Annotated in this window: 13 protein-coding genes; all 13 read right to left on the bottom strand. The window is 34.2% G+C overall.

The genetic code is table 11. From position 1 onward, the window contains the following. Positions 1–25: 25 nt before the first annotated feature. The 13 genes from JJQ93_RS01690 to JJQ93_RS01630 all read right to left on the bottom strand — a co-directional run bounded on the left by JJQ93_RS01690 (position 26) and on the right by JJQ93_RS01630 (position 18,256). A complete protein-coding gene (locus JJQ93_RS01690; protein ID WP_274892544.1) occupies positions 26–1,303 on the bottom strand; it encodes a TIGR02679 family protein in 1,278 nt (425 codons plus the stop codon). Then, positions 1,304–5,476, bottom strand: a complete 4,173-nt coding sequence (locus JJQ93_RS01685) for a TIGR02680 family protein (protein WP_274892543.1) — start codon at positions 5,474–5,476, stop codon at positions 1,304–1,306. Beyond that, complete coding sequence (locus JJQ93_RS01680) at positions 5,469–6,605, bottom strand: TIGR02678 family protein (RefSeq protein WP_274892542.1); 1,137 nt, start codon at positions 6,603–6,605, stop codon at positions 5,469–5,471. Before JJQ93_RS01680 ends, JJQ93_RS01685 begins: the two co-directional genes overlap by 8 nt. Before the next feature lie 17 nt (positions 6,606–6,622). After that, a complete protein-coding gene (locus JJQ93_RS01675; protein WP_274892541.1) occupies positions 6,623–8,107 on the bottom strand; it encodes a TIGR02677 family protein in 1,485 nt (494 codons plus the stop codon). 12 nt (positions 8,108–8,119) lie between these two features. Then, a complete protein-coding gene (locus JJQ93_RS01670; protein WP_274892540.1) occupies positions 8,120–8,470 on the bottom strand; it encodes a phenylpyruvate tautomerase MIF-related protein in 351 nt (116 codons plus the stop codon). 137 nt (positions 8,471–8,607) lie between these two features. Beyond that, entirely contained in the window at positions 8,608–11,859 is a 3,252-nt protein-coding gene (locus JJQ93_RS01665; protein ID WP_274892539.1) for an FtsX-like permease family protein, read from the bottom strand. Beyond that, positions 11,860–12,564 (bottom strand): ABC transporter ATP-binding protein, encoded by a 705-nt coding sequence (locus tag JJQ93_RS01660; protein WP_274892538.1) that lies wholly within the window; start codon positions 12,562–12,564, stop codon positions 11,860–11,862. It abuts the gene before it with no gap. Positions 12,565–12,686: 122 nt separating this feature from the next. Then, positions 12,687–13,289, bottom strand: a complete 603-nt coding sequence (locus JJQ93_RS01655) for a TetR/AcrR family transcriptional regulator (RefSeq protein WP_085113001.1) — start codon at positions 13,287–13,289, stop codon at positions 12,687–12,689. A gap of 154 nt (positions 13,290–13,443) precedes the next feature. Continuing rightward, complete coding sequence (locus JJQ93_RS12995; RefSeq protein WP_085113002.1) at positions 13,444–14,094, bottom strand: copper amine oxidase N-terminal domain-containing protein; 651 nt, start codon at positions 14,092–14,094, stop codon at positions 13,444–13,446. A 113-nt stretch (positions 14,095–14,207) separates the two neighbouring features. Next, a complete protein-coding gene (locus JJQ93_RS01645; protein WP_284700564.1) occupies positions 14,208–15,014 on the bottom strand; it encodes a polysaccharide deacetylase family protein in 807 nt (268 codons plus the stop codon). A 47-nt stretch (positions 15,015–15,061) separates the two neighbouring features. Further along, positions 15,062–15,922, bottom strand: coding sequence for a carbohydrate ABC transporter permease (locus JJQ93_RS01640; RefSeq protein WP_274892536.1), 861 nt, complete (start codon positions 15,920–15,922; stop codon positions 15,062–15,064). Between the two features lie 13 nt (positions 15,923–15,935). Beyond that, positions 15,936–16,820, bottom strand: a complete 885-nt coding sequence (locus JJQ93_RS01635; protein WP_085113005.1) for a carbohydrate ABC transporter permease — start codon at positions 16,818–16,820, stop codon at positions 15,936–15,938. Between the two features lie 110 nt (positions 16,821–16,930). Then, complete coding sequence (locus tag JJQ93_RS01630) at positions 16,931–18,256, bottom strand: sugar ABC transporter substrate-binding protein (protein ID WP_085113006.1); 1,326 nt, start codon at positions 18,254–18,256, stop codon at positions 16,931–16,933. Between the last annotated feature and the right edge of the window lie 39 nt (positions 18,257–18,295).

Genomic DNA, 18,295 nt, shown 5'->3' with positions numbered 1-18,295 from the left:
TTAACAATTGCGTTTTAAATATTTCTTATATTATTGACAATACATCTTCAATGATATCATCGAGAATAAGCTCTTGATAACCAGTTTTTTTCAATATCTTCATCTTGTCAGTCAAAGGCTTTAATTGAGCCGTATCGATTTTATCTAGCATTTTAAGCCTTGATTCCGTCAATGTCTTATCTGACAAGGCTTTTATGTAGTCCTCAACATCATACCTCCAAAAATGAAATCTGTCAGGATATCTTTTAAAAAGTCTTTGGGCTATTTGTATACCTTCAGGGTCAAAATCACCTGAATAATATATGTCTGTGCCATTTTTATACAGCATATCTAAGAGGACAAGCAGAGATAATCTAGGTTGGCCATATGCGCATACAAGCGGAATAGGTTTCTTAATAAAATCGCATACGGACAAAAAAACACCTGGATTTTCTAATACAAATACCTTTTTTGATGGGCTCTCGACCATATCCAGCGCGCTCAAATTGTAAAGCGGTACTTGCAAAACTTCATTGCACTCATACGCAGCTTTAAATACCTTGTTACACTCGTCTACACTATAAGCCAAAAGTCCTTTAAGCGTCACGAAATTCGATATCTCGTCAATCACTATGCCAGCCCTATATAAAAGCTCAGCAATCTCTTCCGAATTTTTTATATCATTGACTCCGAAAATCGTAGCCAGTGAATTTATGAACATTTTACCACAGTCAGTATTTACATCGAATCTATGTGGATCTCTAGTGATGTACGATGAAAATACTGGTAACCTTAATTTCTGTCCTTCATAAACTGGAAGTTTATTCAGTGCATCACATACGTATTTTATATCTCTTTTAAGCAACATGCGATCATTGTCATATCTTTGGTTTATCGTTCTTACTCCTACAGCTTTATTTTCATAAACAGATTTCAACCATTGCCAGCACTTTGTCCCTTCATACTCGGATAAAAACCTGTTGAAGAACTTTTCTTTTTCATTTTCATACTGATACATGTCCTCTTTTTTACTGGTCATCTTTTCATCAAAATACGATTCTAATATATCAATCAAACTGTATTTTTCAAATCTCGTATTTAAAAATGTCTCTGCAAATTTATTTACATCAATACTTATCGATTTTCGTTTGCTAAAGTCCTTCTTAAAATGGTTAGACAATACTACTTTCTCAGAATTTGTCAAATCATCAAGTTTAATTACACCGCCTATTCTTCCTATGCTTTTATATTTATCCCTAATAGCTTTAAATATCCTTTCATACCCTTTGTTTTTTCTAAAAAATGCTATATCATCGGCTTTCATCTACTCACCTACTTTTGTAAATGCAACCTCATCGTATGAAAAATCATCTGCTGTTTTAACACTTTTTTCAATTCCAGTAACTAAATGCCTAACCTTTCCATCCCATTTATATCTTACCAGCGACACATAACTTGCATTTTTAGGTCTTATAAGCTCGTATATAGATAGCTCTGGCACTGTATCGTAATCGCCCCACAGTACTTGAGAGTTCATGATGAAATTCAATCCCAAGTCTTCTATAAGCTTAAACATATCTCTTATATTGTTATCATCCACCCCTGCAAAAGCTTCATCAAGCGATATAATCTTTGGAGCTTGTGATGACGCTGATTGATACATGGAGTACACGGCTGAGAAAAGAGGTATATACATAGCCATGGCTTTCTCTCCACCGCTGAACTTGTAAAAGGCATTGTTTGTAAGTTCTTTGCGATTTTCCCCTTCTTTTTTGAAATATAACTTAAACTCAAACCAATCTCTATAGTCGAGAATACTTTTCATAATCTGGTGGAATGTATCAGTGCTGCTGTTTTCTTCATATATTTTCTTTGCACTTTCAACCTTTGATCTAAAATGATTTACTACTAAATTAAAATCTTCTTCTTTCATCATATCTGCGTCAAGCTTTAAAAGCTCCACAAGCTCCCTTGTATTAAGTTCTTGCTCGTTTGTAGCAGCTTTTGGCTTCCATTCCAATTGAAACTTAAGACCGCTTGAAGTATCTCGCTGTGACATTAACTCATTCATCTTTTTTACCCATTCTTCTGCCTTAAAGATTCTGCTTCTTATTTTGCGCCCTACATTGTGCATGATTATGTCCTCAAAAAGCTGCCTATCTTTTTCTTTCATAAGGTTTTCGTTTATCTTTATATCTTCATCTATCATGTTATAAAGTCCATAAAGGGATATCTTTTTGTCATTTACTTTCGCTGTTATTTGATATCTTCTTAAATCTTTATATATTTCTTGATAATCATTAATATCCAAATCACTTTGTCCATTTTCAACCACATCTAACGAAAGCCCAAATTCCACAAGCTCATTTATACAGACATAAAACGCATTTCTAATCTTTTCTGTGACACTATCTTTATCAAACTTTGCAAACATTTCTTTGTACTGTGATTGAATAGTCTTAGCTGCTTTATAAACGTCGTCTATATCTTTAATCTCATCAACGAATCCAAATATTATCTCATCTTTTAACCCTTTATGGTATATGTTCAAAATGTCATGGTTTTTCCTTATTTCCTCTCTCAATCTTTCATACTCTTTTTCTTGTAGGACTACTCTCTCTTTAAGCGCAGCAGTTTTAGCAGTTAAATCATTTATTTCCTTTGGTATATCTTCAATCCTTTTTATGCACTGTGAAAGCTCCTTTTGAAGGTCCTCTATACCAAGTTTTTCAATGGTTTCTTTTAATACATTGATCTTTTCTATGCTGTTTTTTATCTTCGTATCTAATACATCAATCTCAAAATTGTAATTATCAATGTCATACTCGATATCTTGTTTCTGCATTTTTCTAGTCTCTACACTTCTTAAGACAGTAATATAGCTATTGTAGTTTATCTGTAATTTCTGCAGGAGATTTTTGTACTCATCTAACTGTTCTAAAGCACTTTCGTAAGATTTGGCGTCTGCATGAATGCCAATTCCCGACGTCAACTTTCTAACAATTGCTTTCTTTTCTTGAAGCACATCAAAAAGCTTCTTAGCAGCAATTATTGCGTCGTTTAATCTATTTTCAGTAAACTTTTGATTAGATTGGGCTTCTTTCAATTCCTTTAACGCTTCTTCCAAATCATCTTTTCCTGGGAAATTTTTATATTCTACGTCTAAATCACTTAGCTGAGATTTTATTAACAATTGTCTATCATTTAATTCTCTTATCTCATCCTTTATGATGCTTATTTCCTTAGCTATGGATGATATCATCTCATCTTTAAAACGCCGTCTCGACTCAAAACCTATATACCTTGACTTTACATTCCCTGCAGCTTTTCCCTTTAAAACTCCTATTCCATACGTGCCATCATCATTTATATATGTTGCATTCTCTTCCTCATAGATAAATACATTGCTTAAAGCATCTGAAATTTCGTCTAATCCGACACCGCTATTTGAATCGACAACATTAAAATACTGCAATACATTAAGCTTCATGTTAAAAGTCCCCGGAACGATATACTTATCTGCCATGTCCTTATCCATTTTCATTGCTCTGTCTAAATCGCTTCTTGACACAATAAGTGCATCCAAGATTCCCATGTCTATAAGAGCTGATTCAATATTTCCCTTTGTATCATCATCAATATCATTTTTAAAATCAATCGCTTTATAAAGTGGTACATATGCAATTCCCGCTTTATCCAGTCTTTTTCTGTTTTCTAAAACTTGTTCACTGCGCTCTGGCTCAGGATCCTCCGTCTCTTTCCATTTTCTTAATTCCTCTTCTTTTTCATCCAGCTTAGAATTTTTTAAGTCCAATTCATTTTTAACTTTAATCAAGTCCATCTGAAACTTCTCTCTGATATCCTCGTATGGCTTCCTTACAAATGAAATAAGATCTTCATAAGTACTTGTTTTCCCGTATGATAGCACTATTCTGGAAAGTTCTTCGATTTTTTCTCTATTAAGCTTCAAAAATTTATTCGTATCTGACCAATCGTAAATTTTATCAATAAACCTGTTCTTTTCTTCATCAAACAAAATCTCAATTTCATTGATTTTTCGCTTTAAATGCTCATTTGCCTTTCTCAATCTATCTTCTTCCAACAATGCTTCATTGTATTTTTTGTTTGCATCTGCCTCCTCATTGATAGCATCTAATGCCTTTCTCACTTTTCCTGTATACTCTTTTAGTGAATTGTTCCAAAAGTCAAAGTCAAAATCTTTACCATAAGACTTTTTTAATTCTTCTTCTGAAAAGCTGTGCTCATCAAAATTGACTTCTTCAGATATAGAAGCCATATCTAAAAGATTTTCTCTTATTCTTTCATCAATACTATATTCTCTACCGTAAAGCTCCTTTAGTTCTTCTTCTATTTGGAAATATCTCTCTTGTTTCTTTTTAAGCTGAACCTCTTTTAAATCCTTGTCTTTTCTATATTGTTTCAAAATATTTTCTTCTTCAACAAGCTCTCTTTGTGTATTAAAAGCATCATTTTTTCTTAGTTGAATTTCTTTATTTTTCAAAGCTTGGAGCTCGCTTTCAAGTTCTGATATCCTATTTTCACCATAGAAAACATCTTGATTATTTTTTTCAATACTTTGCAACAATTCATCGCTTTGTTTTTGCACTTTGGAAAGCTCATTTTTCTGCGTCAGAAGCTTTTCTGCTTTGTAATAAAGCATAAATCTATTGTACCTATCGTATTCATTTTTAAGCTTCTTTAAAGATTTCATGTTTTTATTCAGCGAATCCAAATGCAGCTTTATTTGATCCATGTTTTCTATCGTTTCAGACATAGGTCTTAAATCGTCATCTGTCAAAGTTGAAAGAGACGCATTCAATATGTCGTAAATACGGCTTGGCCTTAAATCATTGGAAAGCTTTGGACTCCTAAGCTGTATTAAAAGCTTTATAAGTTCATCATAGTCATCAATGCTTGAAAAGCCAAATATATTTTTATTTACTAATTCCATGTATTCTCTTTGTGTGTCAACTACTTCTCCGCCACTTCCAATGCAATTTTTAAGCTCTTTTTTGGATAGAGGTATTTTGACTCTTTTCCCATCTATTCCTGTCTCTAACTTGTAAAGCAATATGTCAATGCCTATACGCCGTCCATCTTTAATGATAAATCCCCAAAAATCCATACTTTGATGTCTTTTTGCTTTAAGGCCTATGCCTATAGAGATATAATTATCTTTATTTTCCCTCTTAAATTCCATATAAAGATAGCCAGTTCTCTCGTCAATTCCATTTACATCTTCTTCACCTAAAAGATAATCCTCAAGCCTTCTGGCTCTTGAGCCAAATGAATCCAGTCTTTCAGGGCTTTTATTGCCATCTAAAAGAAGAGGTATGAAGCTCTGCATAGTTACAGATTTTCCTGAACCATTGGAACCTCTTAGAAGAAGCCTCCCTCCAGAAAATTCAAACACTTCATCATCATAGTACCAAAAATTAAGAAGACCAGCTCTGCTAATTACCCATCTATCATTCATTTTGAATTGCTCCTTTAAAATCATTTCGATATTCACCAATAAACTTTCCTAAGATCGGCATCAAAGTATATGAGTGTGTATCCTCATTGTATATCGCCATTTTCCAGCTTTTCATAAACTCTGTAATTTCATCAAATAATTTTTCATCACTCATATCAGTGTAAATCTTGCTCCATCCGCTTTTAAACCTACTCTTTACATCTGATACGATGCTCATAAATTGTCCCTCTGTAATTTCAATACAATCATCTATTCCTACATTTAAACTGCCAGAATCTATCATATCTCTTAAGACATAGGCTATTTGAAGCACTATATCAGATATATTTTTATTGTCTGGAAAGTAAGATGAAGCATATTTATTCTCATCAAAAATTATGTATGCAGACGTTTTGTGAATGTGCAATTTTGCATCGAGATAATCGTCAAAATCTTTTTCTAATGTATTTCTGTAGTTTTTTATATAGATAAAATCTTGATCGTCGGTTCCCTCATAGTAGACGGCTGGAGATAGAAGCAGTTTTCTGTAAACTCTATGCCTTCTCTCAAGGACTTTGTTGTCCTCATACCTGTCGTCTTTCATAAAATCTTCCAACGTCATCTCTTCATTTATTTCGCTGCTCATAATTCTCATAAAGTACCTTGAAAGCCCCGTATTTTCATATAAAACCTCTACATCACGACTATCGGCAAATCTTTCATGCTCTCCATCATCCACTTTTATCATTTTCAGCTTTTCTGCAAAATTGAGTACCCTCACGAGGGATTTTCTATGCTTAAATAAGGTCCAGTCAACACTTTCCATGCCTTCGTACTGCATCTCGATATACTCCGTTATATTTGAAAGTATAAATTGATCACCTATGCCCATGTCCTCTAAAAATGCAAGGAGAAGACATAGAAACGCATAATCCATCGGGCTCTGAAATTCTTCAATTCCCATCCACTCCTCAGCATCACCAGGTATTTTCTCCAACTTTATAATAATCGGATTCACAATAAGACGATATCCTAACTTATCCTCTACAAATGATCTTAATTTTTTCTCATTGTCACGTATTCTATTAAACATTTCTGTATCTTCTTTTGTAACCCAAAAGTTTTCTAAAAGGACTTTAAGTTCTTCCAACTAAAAACACCACCGTATCAATTTAAAAACTCAATCGTTACATCAGGCATTTCAAGAATCCCATCTGTACATTTTAGAACTATCGTCTTGTTCCTTGAAATGTTGACTTTGTATGTCCTTCCATCTTCTGACTTTGCTATATTTTTAGGCTGACTTAAGGATTTGCTTATCCAATTTAAAAGGGTTGTCCTTATAAAAGGCTTAATTATTGGTAACTCTTTTAAAACTATCTTTCCGTCAATAATATACTTTGATATTTCCTCAATCTCACTGTGTCTTTCTTCAAGGTACTGCTTTAAGCACATCTCTTTTTCTTCTGCCCTATCTATTATAGCATTTGTCTTTGTGGATTGTGTATAGCTTCTGGTCTTAGGCCTTATAGAGAATTTACACGGTACGTCATCCCACACGCTTTCATTTATGCTTTCAGTCCCTTTGTCAAAATCGCCGTACAAATGTCTCGTGTGAAAAACTCCAAAAACAACTGATGAAAGCTTATGTGCATAAGTTATATCATCAGTGTTTGCAAATATCTTAGAAAGCTTTATATACTCACTTTTCCTGCTGGCAGTCTTTAACCTGTTTTCAGAGATTCTGGCCGCATACATCGTGATCTTTCTTATTATCTCATTTGATATTTCAAGAAGCCTGTACGCTTCACTATCTTCATCGCCATTTCCTCTAAACCAAAATACTATGTTGTCCCACTTGCTCAATATATTTTCTTTAATGTCGTTTATATCAAAATCTTTATCCAACCTCGGTATGTTCTCCTCATAAATAAGCAATTTTTCTACAATACCATCTAACGACTTTTTATCAATCTTATTTAAAAGCGATACGATAACTTGAGAAAACCTCTGCAAATCCTTTATATATCCTCTTAAATACTCAGTAAGCTTGTCTTTGTATATCAAGAAAGCGTCAGTTTTCATGAGTTCATCTGCATTTGAACTTTGCAAGCTGGCAATGTAGTCTATGGCGTTATGATAAATATTTTCAAAATCTGAAGTAAAATCTTTCCACCATCTGTATACAACTTCTAAGTCATCGCTTTTAGATATATCATCAATTTTCTTTAAGTTTTCATACAATCTTTGGAATAAAGATGGCTCTAAAGAACCACCATAGCCTTTTATTTTTTCTAGATTAATTGTCATCCTTTCTATTTCTATCGAATACTCGCTAAGCATGTATCTAAATTTTTTATTTTTAAATTCTTCTGCAGATTGAGCTCTTCCAGTATCCTGCTCAGCTATCAAGTTTTTCCACTCAGTCAGCGACTTTAAATCCTGCTCACACTTATCCAATGTATAGTCGTAGAACAAATCAAAACCTTTTACATAATTATACACATCCTCTTTAGTTAGCCAGTATCTAAGCCGCTCATAATTTTGGTAAAAATATCGCATGATGAGGCGATACCTTGATGCATTATCAGCAGTAAGGTATCTTGCCTCATCAATAGGTTTTATGACATTAAAATTTATTTTATCAGACATAATTTTTCACCTTTAAAATGTACTGCCATTGTATCCCCAATTTTCACCGGCAAATTCTTGAATAACTATGTACACATTGTCCTTAGGATATTTTAAATTACTTTCAAAAATATCGCAGATTCTGGCTGAAATCTTCTCCTTTTGTTCTCTTGTAAGCTTTCCTATTAACTGTATCTCAACGATTGCACCCTTATCTAAAGGTTCTCCGTGAAAGTATATGTCGTCACCTTCTGCAAATCTCACCATAAGCCAATTTTCGCTTTTACCGGCTACATCCATCATCATAGATGCAAACTCTGTCTTTAAAGTATTTTTCAAGTTGTCACTTAATTTTTCCTTTGTTATTGAATTAATTATAGGCATGCAGATACACTCCTTTACATATAGAAATTTAATAACTTATTAACAATTATAAATTAATGTGCAGAATTCATCAATAAAAATAGAAAATATTGTGCTATCATTGAAATCTTCATCAAATGATAGCACAATACCATTCATTAATCAATCTCTGGACTTTTTAATGACTGCACCATATCGACTTTCTTAAGCTGGAAGTGCACTACGACGCTTACGAGAATAGAAAATCCCATTGTGATAAGTGCAGAATACAAAAAGCTCATCGGTTCAATATTCCTTCCAAACATCAATATATCAACTTCTACGGTTGACATGAGATACCTGTGTAGAAAGATGCCCATCACAAACCCTAATAAAATTCCTATGATTGTCAAGATAAAATTCTCTCTCATGACGTACAGAGAAACTTCTTCATCGTAAAATCCCAAAACTTTCATCGTGGCAAGTTCTCTTATCCTTTCGGTTATATTGATATTTGTCAGATTGTAAAGAACCACAAAAGCAAGCGTACCTGCAGATACAATCAAGACTAATACGACTGACAACAAATTGTTTACGACGTCCTGAAACGTCTTTTTAACAGATGAAATAAAATTGACCGTCATTACAGCTTTTGACTTCAATATCTTTTGAGATATTTCATCTTCTTTTGTACTTGAACTATCATTGAGCTTCGACAGTATCTCGTTTGATGACATCTTCTTATTAAATAATTTCTCATACAAAGATGAGCTCATATAAACGTAATGTTGTAAATAATTCTCTGCTATGCCATCAATTTTAACTTTCACTTTTCCTCCACTGCCTGTATCCAAGTACATATAGTCGCCATTTCTTACTTTAAGCATATTAGAAAGTTTTTCCGTTATTACAACTCCATCATCTTTTAGAGGTATCTCTGCACCTGTATTTCTATTTCTCAAGACTATAAAATCTCTAAACTTGTTTTTATCTCCTGTAACGACGAGAAATGCGGTCTTTTTCACATTTCCTTTTATAACATCGACGCTGGATTGATTAAGCATAATGCTTTCTTTTATATTTTTGTCACTATTTATAGCATTTGTAAGCTCATTTAGATCTTCTTTAGAAGCGTCACTTTTAAAGGTCGTTATCATCTGATATTTGAAGATTTCATTGAACTGCTTAGAAACAATGATATTTATTGAGTCTCTTATTCCAAATCCAGTAAGCAGCAGTGCAGTGCATCCACCTATTCCTATTACAGTCATTAAAAATCTTCTTTTGTATCTAAATATGTTTCTGGCAGTCACTTTCTGCATAAAATCCAGTCGAGACCAAATAAATCTCATGTTTTCCAGTAGAACCCTTTTACCTGCTATAGGCGCTTTAAGTCTCATTAGCGATGCAGGGACTTCTCTCAGATCATTAAAACACACAAGCGCTGCAACAGCCGTAGTGGAAACAAGTGCAGCAAAAATCCCCACAAAAGCATAATATGAATTAAATTCTGTAATCACAGGTGGCAGTGTATACATCATCCCGTACGCATTGAAAATTATCCTCGGCAATATGTTGAAACCCAAAAGCAAACCAGCAAATCCGCCTAATATTGTGGCAACAGATGAATAAATGACAAATTTGAGCATTATGGAAAGTCTGCCATAACCTAAAGCTTTTAAAATTCCCATCTGGGTCCTCTGTTCTTCCACCATCCTGGTCATAGAAGTTAAACTTACTAAAGCCGCAACCAAGAAAAAGATGGTCGGAAATACATTGCCTAATGCTTTTATCCTGTCTGCTTCGTCCCCGTACTCCACATAACCTATGTTAGATTTTCTATCTAATATATACCATGTAGGCTTTTTTAAATCTTTAAGTTTCTCTTCCGAGAATGCAATTTTGGCTTTTGCTTCACTTATCTCTTTATCGAATTCTGCTTTATTAGCCTCATATTTCTTATAATTATCATTAAGCTTTAAGAAGGCATCATTTAGCTGTTTTGCTGCATTATCTATTTGCATTTGACCTTGAATCTTGGCTTTGCTTAAAGCCAATTCCTGTTCTTTTATGTTTTCCTGTGAAGCAGCTAATTGTGCTTTGGCACTTTCAAGCTGCGATCTCTTTTCACTTAATTGCGCCATATTCTCATCTAATGCTTTTTTGCTGGCATTAAGTTCATCTATTTGTTTTGATACACTTGCGATTTGTGCATTTAATTCATCTACCTTTGGTTTTAGCTGATCTTTCAAAGATGGGTTATTGCTTATCTCAAAATTCAATTGATTTAGGGAACTATTAAGTTCGTCGTACGTCGAACTTAATTTTTTCATGTTTTCATCGTAATTTAATTCTTTTTCTTTTGCCTGTATCTCAGCTTCTGCATTGTTTAATTCTATCTCATTTTGTGATATATTGGCTTGAGAATTAGCAATCTGATTTTTCCCATCGTCAATTTTTTTCTGGTTTAAAGCCATTTGCTCATTAAAACTGGCTTGTTTTTTGTTTAACTGGATTTGAGAATTTTGAAGTGTAATTTTTGTCTCATCAAGCTTTGCTTTAGCATCAGCCAATTCTTTATTGTATTTAGCTTCTTTGTCTTCAAGCTCTTTCTTGGCATCATCGATTTCCTTTTGTGCTTTACTTCTAATTTCTTCATATCTAACTTCGCTTCGGATTTTACTTAATTTTATTAAATCATCTTTTACAGGTTGAATGAAATTGTAGTATTCATCTGAAATTGTGGAAAATTTTTTTGCACCATCTACCAACACATCTATTTCAGTGTAGGCATCCATTGAAAAATCAGAATTAGGTACCATCATAAAAGCCTGTATCTGGCCATTTCCCACATTGCTGGAACCTCTATCTCTTGATATATAATAAGGCGTTTCGACTACACCTACTATCTTGAATTTTTTGTTTTTTATATTGTCTTGATTTTGAGAATCCAAATTTATAGTTACAGTATCGCCTATTGAAAATCCTAAATCTTTAAGGAATTTTGTCTCCACCACACACTCAGAATTGTTTTCAGGAAACCTGCCTTCTAAAAGTTTAGGTTTATTTACATAATTTTTATCATTCTTAATTTTAACTGGATCTACACTTATGACTTTTACTACAAACCCCTTATTATTTTTATCAACAACAGCATCAACTGTGTAAAATGGGTATGCCGATAGTACACCTTTTACAGATTTAATGCTATTCAAATCATCACTTGTAAGACCCATTGTAGATAAAATTTGTACATCAAACAAATTATAATCAGCAGCGTATTTTGAGGCAGTAAGCTTCATGTCTTGGCTGGCAGCTTTTATTCCACCAAAAACACCTACTCCCATCAACACGATGAAAAACAATGATAAAAATCTTTTTCTCGTATTAGATATTTCTCTAAATATGTCTTTCATCAAAGATTTTCCCATTTACCATTCTATCCTTTCTATAGGCACTGGAGAATCATTAATAGACATCTTATCTATGCTGCCATTTCTAAGGCTTATAACTTTATCCGCCATTGGTGCAATCGCTTTATTGTGGGTTATTATTATGATGGTCATTCCTAATCTCCTGCATGTATCGTGTAATAGCTTTAAAATTGCCCTGCCAGTCTTATAGTCTAATGCCCCTGTTGGTTCATCACATAATAACAATTTAGGGTTTTTAGCCAATGCTCTGGCTATAGCCACCCTTTGCTGCTCACCACCTGATAATTGGGAAGGAAAATTATTTAACCTTTCAGAAAGTCCTACATCTCTAAGCACTTCTACAGGATCCATTGGATTATCGCAGATGTCCGTTGCCAGTTCTACATTCTCTAAAGCAGTAAGATTGGGGACCAGATTGTAAAATTGAAACACAAACCCAATATCTTTTCTGCGGTAAGTCGTCAATTGTCGCTGATTGTACTTGCTTATGTCATTTCCATCTACAATTATTTCACCCTCATCACAAGTATCCATTCCACCAAGCATATTAAGAACTGTCGTCTTACCTGCCCCACTCTCACCTACTATAACTGTAAATTCCCCTTTATCTATATTGAAACTTACTCCAGATACGGCAGTAATGGTTATTTCTCCCATCCTATACCTTTTTACAAGGTTTTTAACTTCTACAAAGCTTCCCATTAACATCTACTCCCGTTTATATGATTAAACAACTGTTTAAAATACTTGTTTTAAGTTTAGCACAATAAAACTATTTAATCAATATTCTATGTCTAAAAAGCAAAAAAATGACAATAGAACATTTACCTTAAAATACTTTCTATTAAAAGCACTAAGTACTGTCTTAATTCTTCAGAATCGCTTATATTTAAAATGCTTTTTTCATCACCGTAAATACTCACTACAACGTGATTTATGACAGTACCCAAAATTCCTGAAAAAAGCTGCAGATATTTGAAATTTAAAACTCTACTGTCTTCTATTTTTGTTATGTCTTTAATAATATTTTCAACTATCTTTTGTACTTCATCATTAAAATATATCTTTTTAATTATTACAGGATTGTAGCTTTTATCATCATGTGTCAGTTTAACAATTATAGAAATCAATGCCGGATATTTGTACATGTACTCTATTAAATTTAGTGCCCACTTAAAAATCCTGTTTTGAGGTGTCAAAGTTGTATCCAATAAAATATCATAACCTGATTTTAAAAGTTTCTCTGCGTAGTAGTTCTCTACTTCTTTTAGCAGGTTATTCTTATTGCCGAAGTAGTAATTTATGGACGCGACATTAACACCAGCCTTTTCGGTAATCTCTCTGATTGTAGCCTCTCCTTTCATGCCTACTATATCAATCGTCGCATTTAAAATCTTTTCTTTTGTTTCCAATTGTTCCCCATTCATCAGTATTCACTCTTTCTCTAAAATCTAAAAATATAGTATCATAATGTAAAACTGTGTTCAATAATTTATATAGTTCCAAAAATTACTTCAAAATAAAGTAAAAGTTGTAAATCCATTTTTGTAATATGGACTTACAACCTTTTTCGTATGACGATTAATCCTGTTCACCATATACACTATTTGTCACCGTATCATCAGAACCATAGACATCTTGCGATACAGTGTCATTTGTCTGTCCATAAACGCTTTGCGATACTGTACTACCTTGTTGATTTCCATCTTCTATATCGACATCGCCTGTTTTATCGTCATAATTGATATTTACTCCAAGTGTTTCTGCTATAAACCTTATGGGCACAAAAGTCCTATTGCTTATTTCCATTGCTGGCATGCTTAAAGTCACTTCGCTGCCGTTGACATACACTTTTGATCCATTTAAGTCAAATACAATTGTCGTACCACCTTTTGTTATAGTAACAGTATTTGTTGCAGCATCCCAATTTACATTTGCTCCTAAGCTTTCAACAACAGCTCTGACTGGAATAAGCATGGTACCGCTTTTGATTACAGGAGGAACATCAAACTTGATTTCTCTACCTTTTGCTCTGACTTTTCCATGATAAAACGTGTAATTTACTTCTTTACTTTTACCAAAAGATACTTCTTCTCTACTTTCACTTTTTACAGTTATTGCACTTTCCTGTCTTAAAGCATTTCTGTGGTTTTCCCTCGGTTTTGCCGCAACAAGCGATACAGAACCTATAACAATCGCCGCTGAAAGTGCAAACGCCACTATCTTTTTCACACTATCACCTCCTCTAATTTAATATTCGGTTAAAAAATTTTTTTCTTAAGCCGTAAAAAATCATCCACCATGTCGTCTTACTATCGACATTAGTGGATGATTTTAAATAAATGTTATTTCAATAACTTCGTCTCACCAGAATCTATCTTCACTGCTTCACCGTCTACTCCAATCCATACAGGTATTGCTGATGGATTATATACAATGCTGCCATCAGCGCTAAATTTTAAGCTTTTTAGTGCATTTATATAATTCACAATTTCAATATTTGTAGCGTACCAAACATCTTCGTCAAATGATGCCATCTTGCAAAATTCTTCTATCAAATCCCAATTGCCATTTCTCTCAAATTCGAAGCTGTGTCCCCAAACATAGAATAAAGGCATTTGCTCCCACGCTGGCACATTTTTAAAGTCATTAAGCTTTCCTATTACATTTTGATCATGGTGACACGTTGGATGCCACTCTAAAAAGTCATTTGGTATTCTAAAGCTTCTTGTAGAATTAACAGTCCTTGAATACTCAATTCCAAATGATTTAAGCTCTTTTGTCAAAGCATGACTGTAATCGCCAAATGGATATGCCATACCTCGTACCTGATAGCCCACCAATGCCTCAAGATTCTTTCTATCTTCCATTATTTGATACACCAATTCTTCCTTTGATATTAAGGTAAGGTACGGGTGGTCTACTGTATGGACAGCAACTTCATGTCCTTCATATAGTTTCTTTATTTCTTCTTTTGATACATAAGGTTCAGAGTCAAACATACCTGAATTAAGATTGAACGTCCCTTTTATGCCGTATTTGTTGAAGATCTCAACCAATTTTCTGTCGTAAACCTGTCCATCGTCATAGCTCATAGTCAATGCTTTTCTTTTGCCGTTAGGGTAATAATCAAAGCGTATTCTCACTTTCATTATCTCCTTTTCAAAATTTCTATCCTAAGCAACCTCTGTATATAATTTTACCCCTTTACAGCTCCTACTACAAGGCTCTTTTGCACCTGTTCGCTAAGCAAGACATATATTAAAATTGTAGGAATCGTAGCGATTACAAGTCCAGCACCTATAGGACCCCATTCCGTCTGGTATTGTCCAGATAGGGACATTATACCGACTGTCAATGTCTTTATGGCATCGCTGTTTATAAAAGTATTCGCAAACATAAGCTCATTCCACGTCGACAAATAGGTAAAAATCGCTATTGTCGCCAATGCAGGCCTTATAAGCGGCAGTATGATGTAATAAAACGACTTATATATGCTGCATCCATCTAAAAAAGCAGATTCTTCAAGTTCTTTTGGTATCGTATAGAGAAATCCAGTCAAAATAAATATGCCCATCGGTATAGCAAATGCCACATAAGGTATCACTAACGATGCATACGTGTTAAGCAAGTTCAAATCTTTCAATATTATAAAGAGTGGAAGCAGTGTAGCGTGTATCGGCACCATCATACCCGTCAAAAATATGGTTAAAACCAATTTGCTGTACTTCCATTTCATCCTTACGATGGCATAAGCACTTGTTGCAACTAAAACACTTGATATTACTATGGTCAAAATAGTGACAATAGAGCTATTTATAAAGTACCTGCCTACATTGCCGCTGGACAATGCTTCAGAATAGTTTGACCACTGCCATATACGTGGAAAACCTAAAATATTGCCGCCAAAAATTTCAGTATTGTTTTTAACAGAAAACAAAAACAGCCAAAACAATGGGTATAGCTGTATTATAGCCCAGATAACAAGCATAGCTTCCAATAGGTAAAAACCAATTTTTTTCCCACCGCTTTTATTTTTCTTGTTTGCTACATTCTCCATTTTCACACCACCTTTAATATGCTTCATCTTTTCCAAATAGTTTTTGTATGATAACTGTTCCAATCAGTGATTCCAATATGATAAATATCGCCATAGCACTACCATAACCATACTGATATCTAAAGAATATCATGTTGTACATAAGTGTTGATGGCACTTCACTGGCATGAAGCGGTCCACCATTTGTCAAAACGTATATTAAATCAAAAGCTTTAAAAGAACCAATGACAGCAAATATGACGCAGACTTTTAGTATCGGCTTCATAAGTGGTATTGTTATCCTGAATGCAATCTGCGATTCTGTGGCGCCATCAATTTTAGCAGCTTCGTATATATCAGTAGGTATAGACTTTGCCGATGCATACATAAGTAGCATGTGATAGCCAATGTACTGCCACAGTATAGGTACAAATACTGCCCCAAGGGCCGTCTTAGTATTTCCCAACCATTGATTTGTAAGTGATTGCAGCCCTATCTTAGTCAGTATAAAATTCAAAAGCCCGTAATTAGGATTGTATATTTTCATCCAAAGTTGTCCTATGACGACAGTGGACAAAATGACCGGAATGAAGTAAACAGTCCTGTAAAACTTCTCGCCTTTAATCCCTCTTGAGAGAATAAGAGCCAATAAAAGAGAAATAGGTAGCTGAATGAAAACAGATAACACAGCTAAAATAAATGAATTTTTCACTGAGATAATAAATCCATCTGTATTGTTTATAAATAGGTTCTTATAATTTTGAAGCCCAATAAATACCCCTTTGCTGAATCCATCCCATTTTAGCAAACTGTAGTAGAAAGAAAAAAATATAGGAAGCAGTACGATGACTAAAAAGACTAAAAACGCCGGAAACACAAAGAGGAATATAGCCTTTTTATCGCTTAAGATTTTTTCCATAGGAAACCTCCTAACAAAAATGATAGAAACAAATAATAGTAACTAATCATTGTATAGCTAAACAATTTCCTGCTAATTATGGATTAATTAGCAGGAAATTGAAAATATCATTATTTTCCGTTTATCTTTTGTTGCATCTGTTTTGCATAGTCCTGTGGCGTAATCTGTTTTGCAAACAATTGTGCTACTAAATCTTTATGAATCTGTGCAGCATCGCCATTAAGATAAATATCCCAAGCAGGAACACTGCCTTTAGCATTTGCAACGATATTATTCATAATCTGAATCTCTAATGGATCAACTTTTGATTGATCTACACTATCGTATTTCCACTCTGGCAAGCCAGCAGCTATCAAATACTCCATGTCTGATAGTTGTTTTGCAAGGTATTTTGCGGCTTTGACAGCTTCATCTTTATGTTTTGAATTTGCACTAACCATTAATGCTCCAACTGAACCTCCAATATACTCTGTAGGATCGCCTTTGCCGCCTTCAATTGTCGGGAATCTTACTGCTTCAATCTTGCCTTTTACAAGAGATGATGGGTCTGAATCGAATGCCGCTGCATCGAAATTTCCTCCAAAGTACATAGCAGCTTTTCCTTGATTGAATTCTGCTGTGGCTTCATCCCTCGTAAGCCCCATAAATCCAGAATCAAATGCACCTGCATTAACCATGTCTTGAAGCTTCTGAGCTGCATCTACAAATGCTTGGTTGTCAAATGATGCTTTGCCGTTTAAAGCATCTCTCGTAAGCTGCACACCGCCTTCGCGAAGCGCTATCATATCATAGTACCACATTCCAGGCCATTCATCTTTCTCACCTAAAGCAAATGGTGTTATGCCTTTCGACTTAAACGTCTTTATGGCATCAATAAGTTCGCTAAATGTTGTAGGAACCTTTACATTGTATTTATCAAAAAGCTCTTTGTTTATATAAAGTACACTTGCTTGTTGATCAAATGGGATACCATATATTTTGCCATCATACGTAACATTATCAAAAGCACCTGGTAACAATTGATCTTTTGTTCCATCATTTAAATAGCTATCTAATTGGAGAATTTTGCCTGATTCTACAAAAGGTTGTGAAAATCCTCCAGCCCACGTCTCAAAAATATCTGGTGCTTCGTTTGCTGCTATTGCAGTCTTTATCTTCGTCTTGTAGGCATCATTTTCTGTTACGCTTTCTACAATCTGTACGTTTGGATTTTCTTTATTCCACTGATCGATGATCTCCTTAACTTTTGTTTTTGCTGGTTCACCAGTATATAGATTCCAGAACGTAAGCGTTATCTTTTCAGATGAACCTGATGACTTCGATGAATTAGAAGCATTAGAGTTATTTGAGTTGTTTGAGCTAGTACCACATGCTGATGCTGAAATAATCAGTACAACCGATAGTAATACTAGTATGAGTTTTTTAAATCTTTTCATTGCCACGCATCCTTTCTAAATTTGTTATTGTAATGTTTA

Source organism: Thermoanaerobacterium sp. R66 (assembly GCF_028895185.1).
GTDB lineage: Bacteria > Bacillota > Thermoanaerobacteria > Thermoanaerobacterales > Thermoanaerobacteraceae > Thermoanaerobacterium.
Note: the sequence above shows the minus strand (reverse complement) of the source record. Positions and strands in the feature narration are given on the sequence as shown.

Coding starts and splice junctions, on each gene's coding strand:
- JJQ93_RS01640 (WP_274892536.1), bottom strand. CDS start 15,922: ATGGAGAATGTAGCAAACAAGAAAAATAAAAGCGGTGGGAAAAAAATT.
- JJQ93_RS01675 (WP_274892541.1), bottom strand. CDS start 8,107: ATGTCTGATAAAATAAATTTTAATGTCATAAAACCTATTGATGAGGCA.
- JJQ93_RS01665 (WP_274892539.1), bottom strand. CDS start 11,859: ATGGGAAAATCTTTGATGAAAGACATATTTAGAGAAATATCTAATACG.
- JJQ93_RS01655 (WP_085113001.1), bottom strand. CDS start 13,289: ATGAATGGGGAACAATTGGAAACAAAAGAAAAGATTTTAAATGCGACG.
- JJQ93_RS01630 (WP_085113006.1), bottom strand. CDS start 18,256: ATGAAAAGATTTAAAAAACTCATACTAGTATTACTATCGGTTGTACTG.
- JJQ93_RS01690 (WP_274892544.1), bottom strand. CDS start 1,303: ATGAAAGCCGATGATATAGCATTTTTTAGAAAAAACAAAGGGTATGAA.
- JJQ93_RS01645 (WP_284700564.1), bottom strand. CDS start 15,014: ATGAAAGTGAGAATACGCTTTGATTATTACCCTAACGGCAAAAGAAAA.
- JJQ93_RS01660 (WP_274892538.1), bottom strand. CDS start 12,564: ATGGGAAGCTTTGTAGAAGTTAAAAACCTTGTAAAAAGGTATAGGATG.
- JJQ93_RS01685 (WP_274892543.1), bottom strand. CDS start 5,476: ATGAATGATAGATGGGTAATTAGCAGAGCTGGTCTTCTTAATTTTTGG.
- JJQ93_RS01670 (WP_274892540.1), bottom strand. CDS start 8,470: ATGCCTATAATTAATTCAATAACAAAGGAAAAATTAAGTGACAACTTG.
- JJQ93_RS01635 (WP_085113005.1), bottom strand. CDS start 16,820: ATGGAAAAAATCTTAAGCGATAAAAAGGCTATATTCCTCTTTGTGTTT.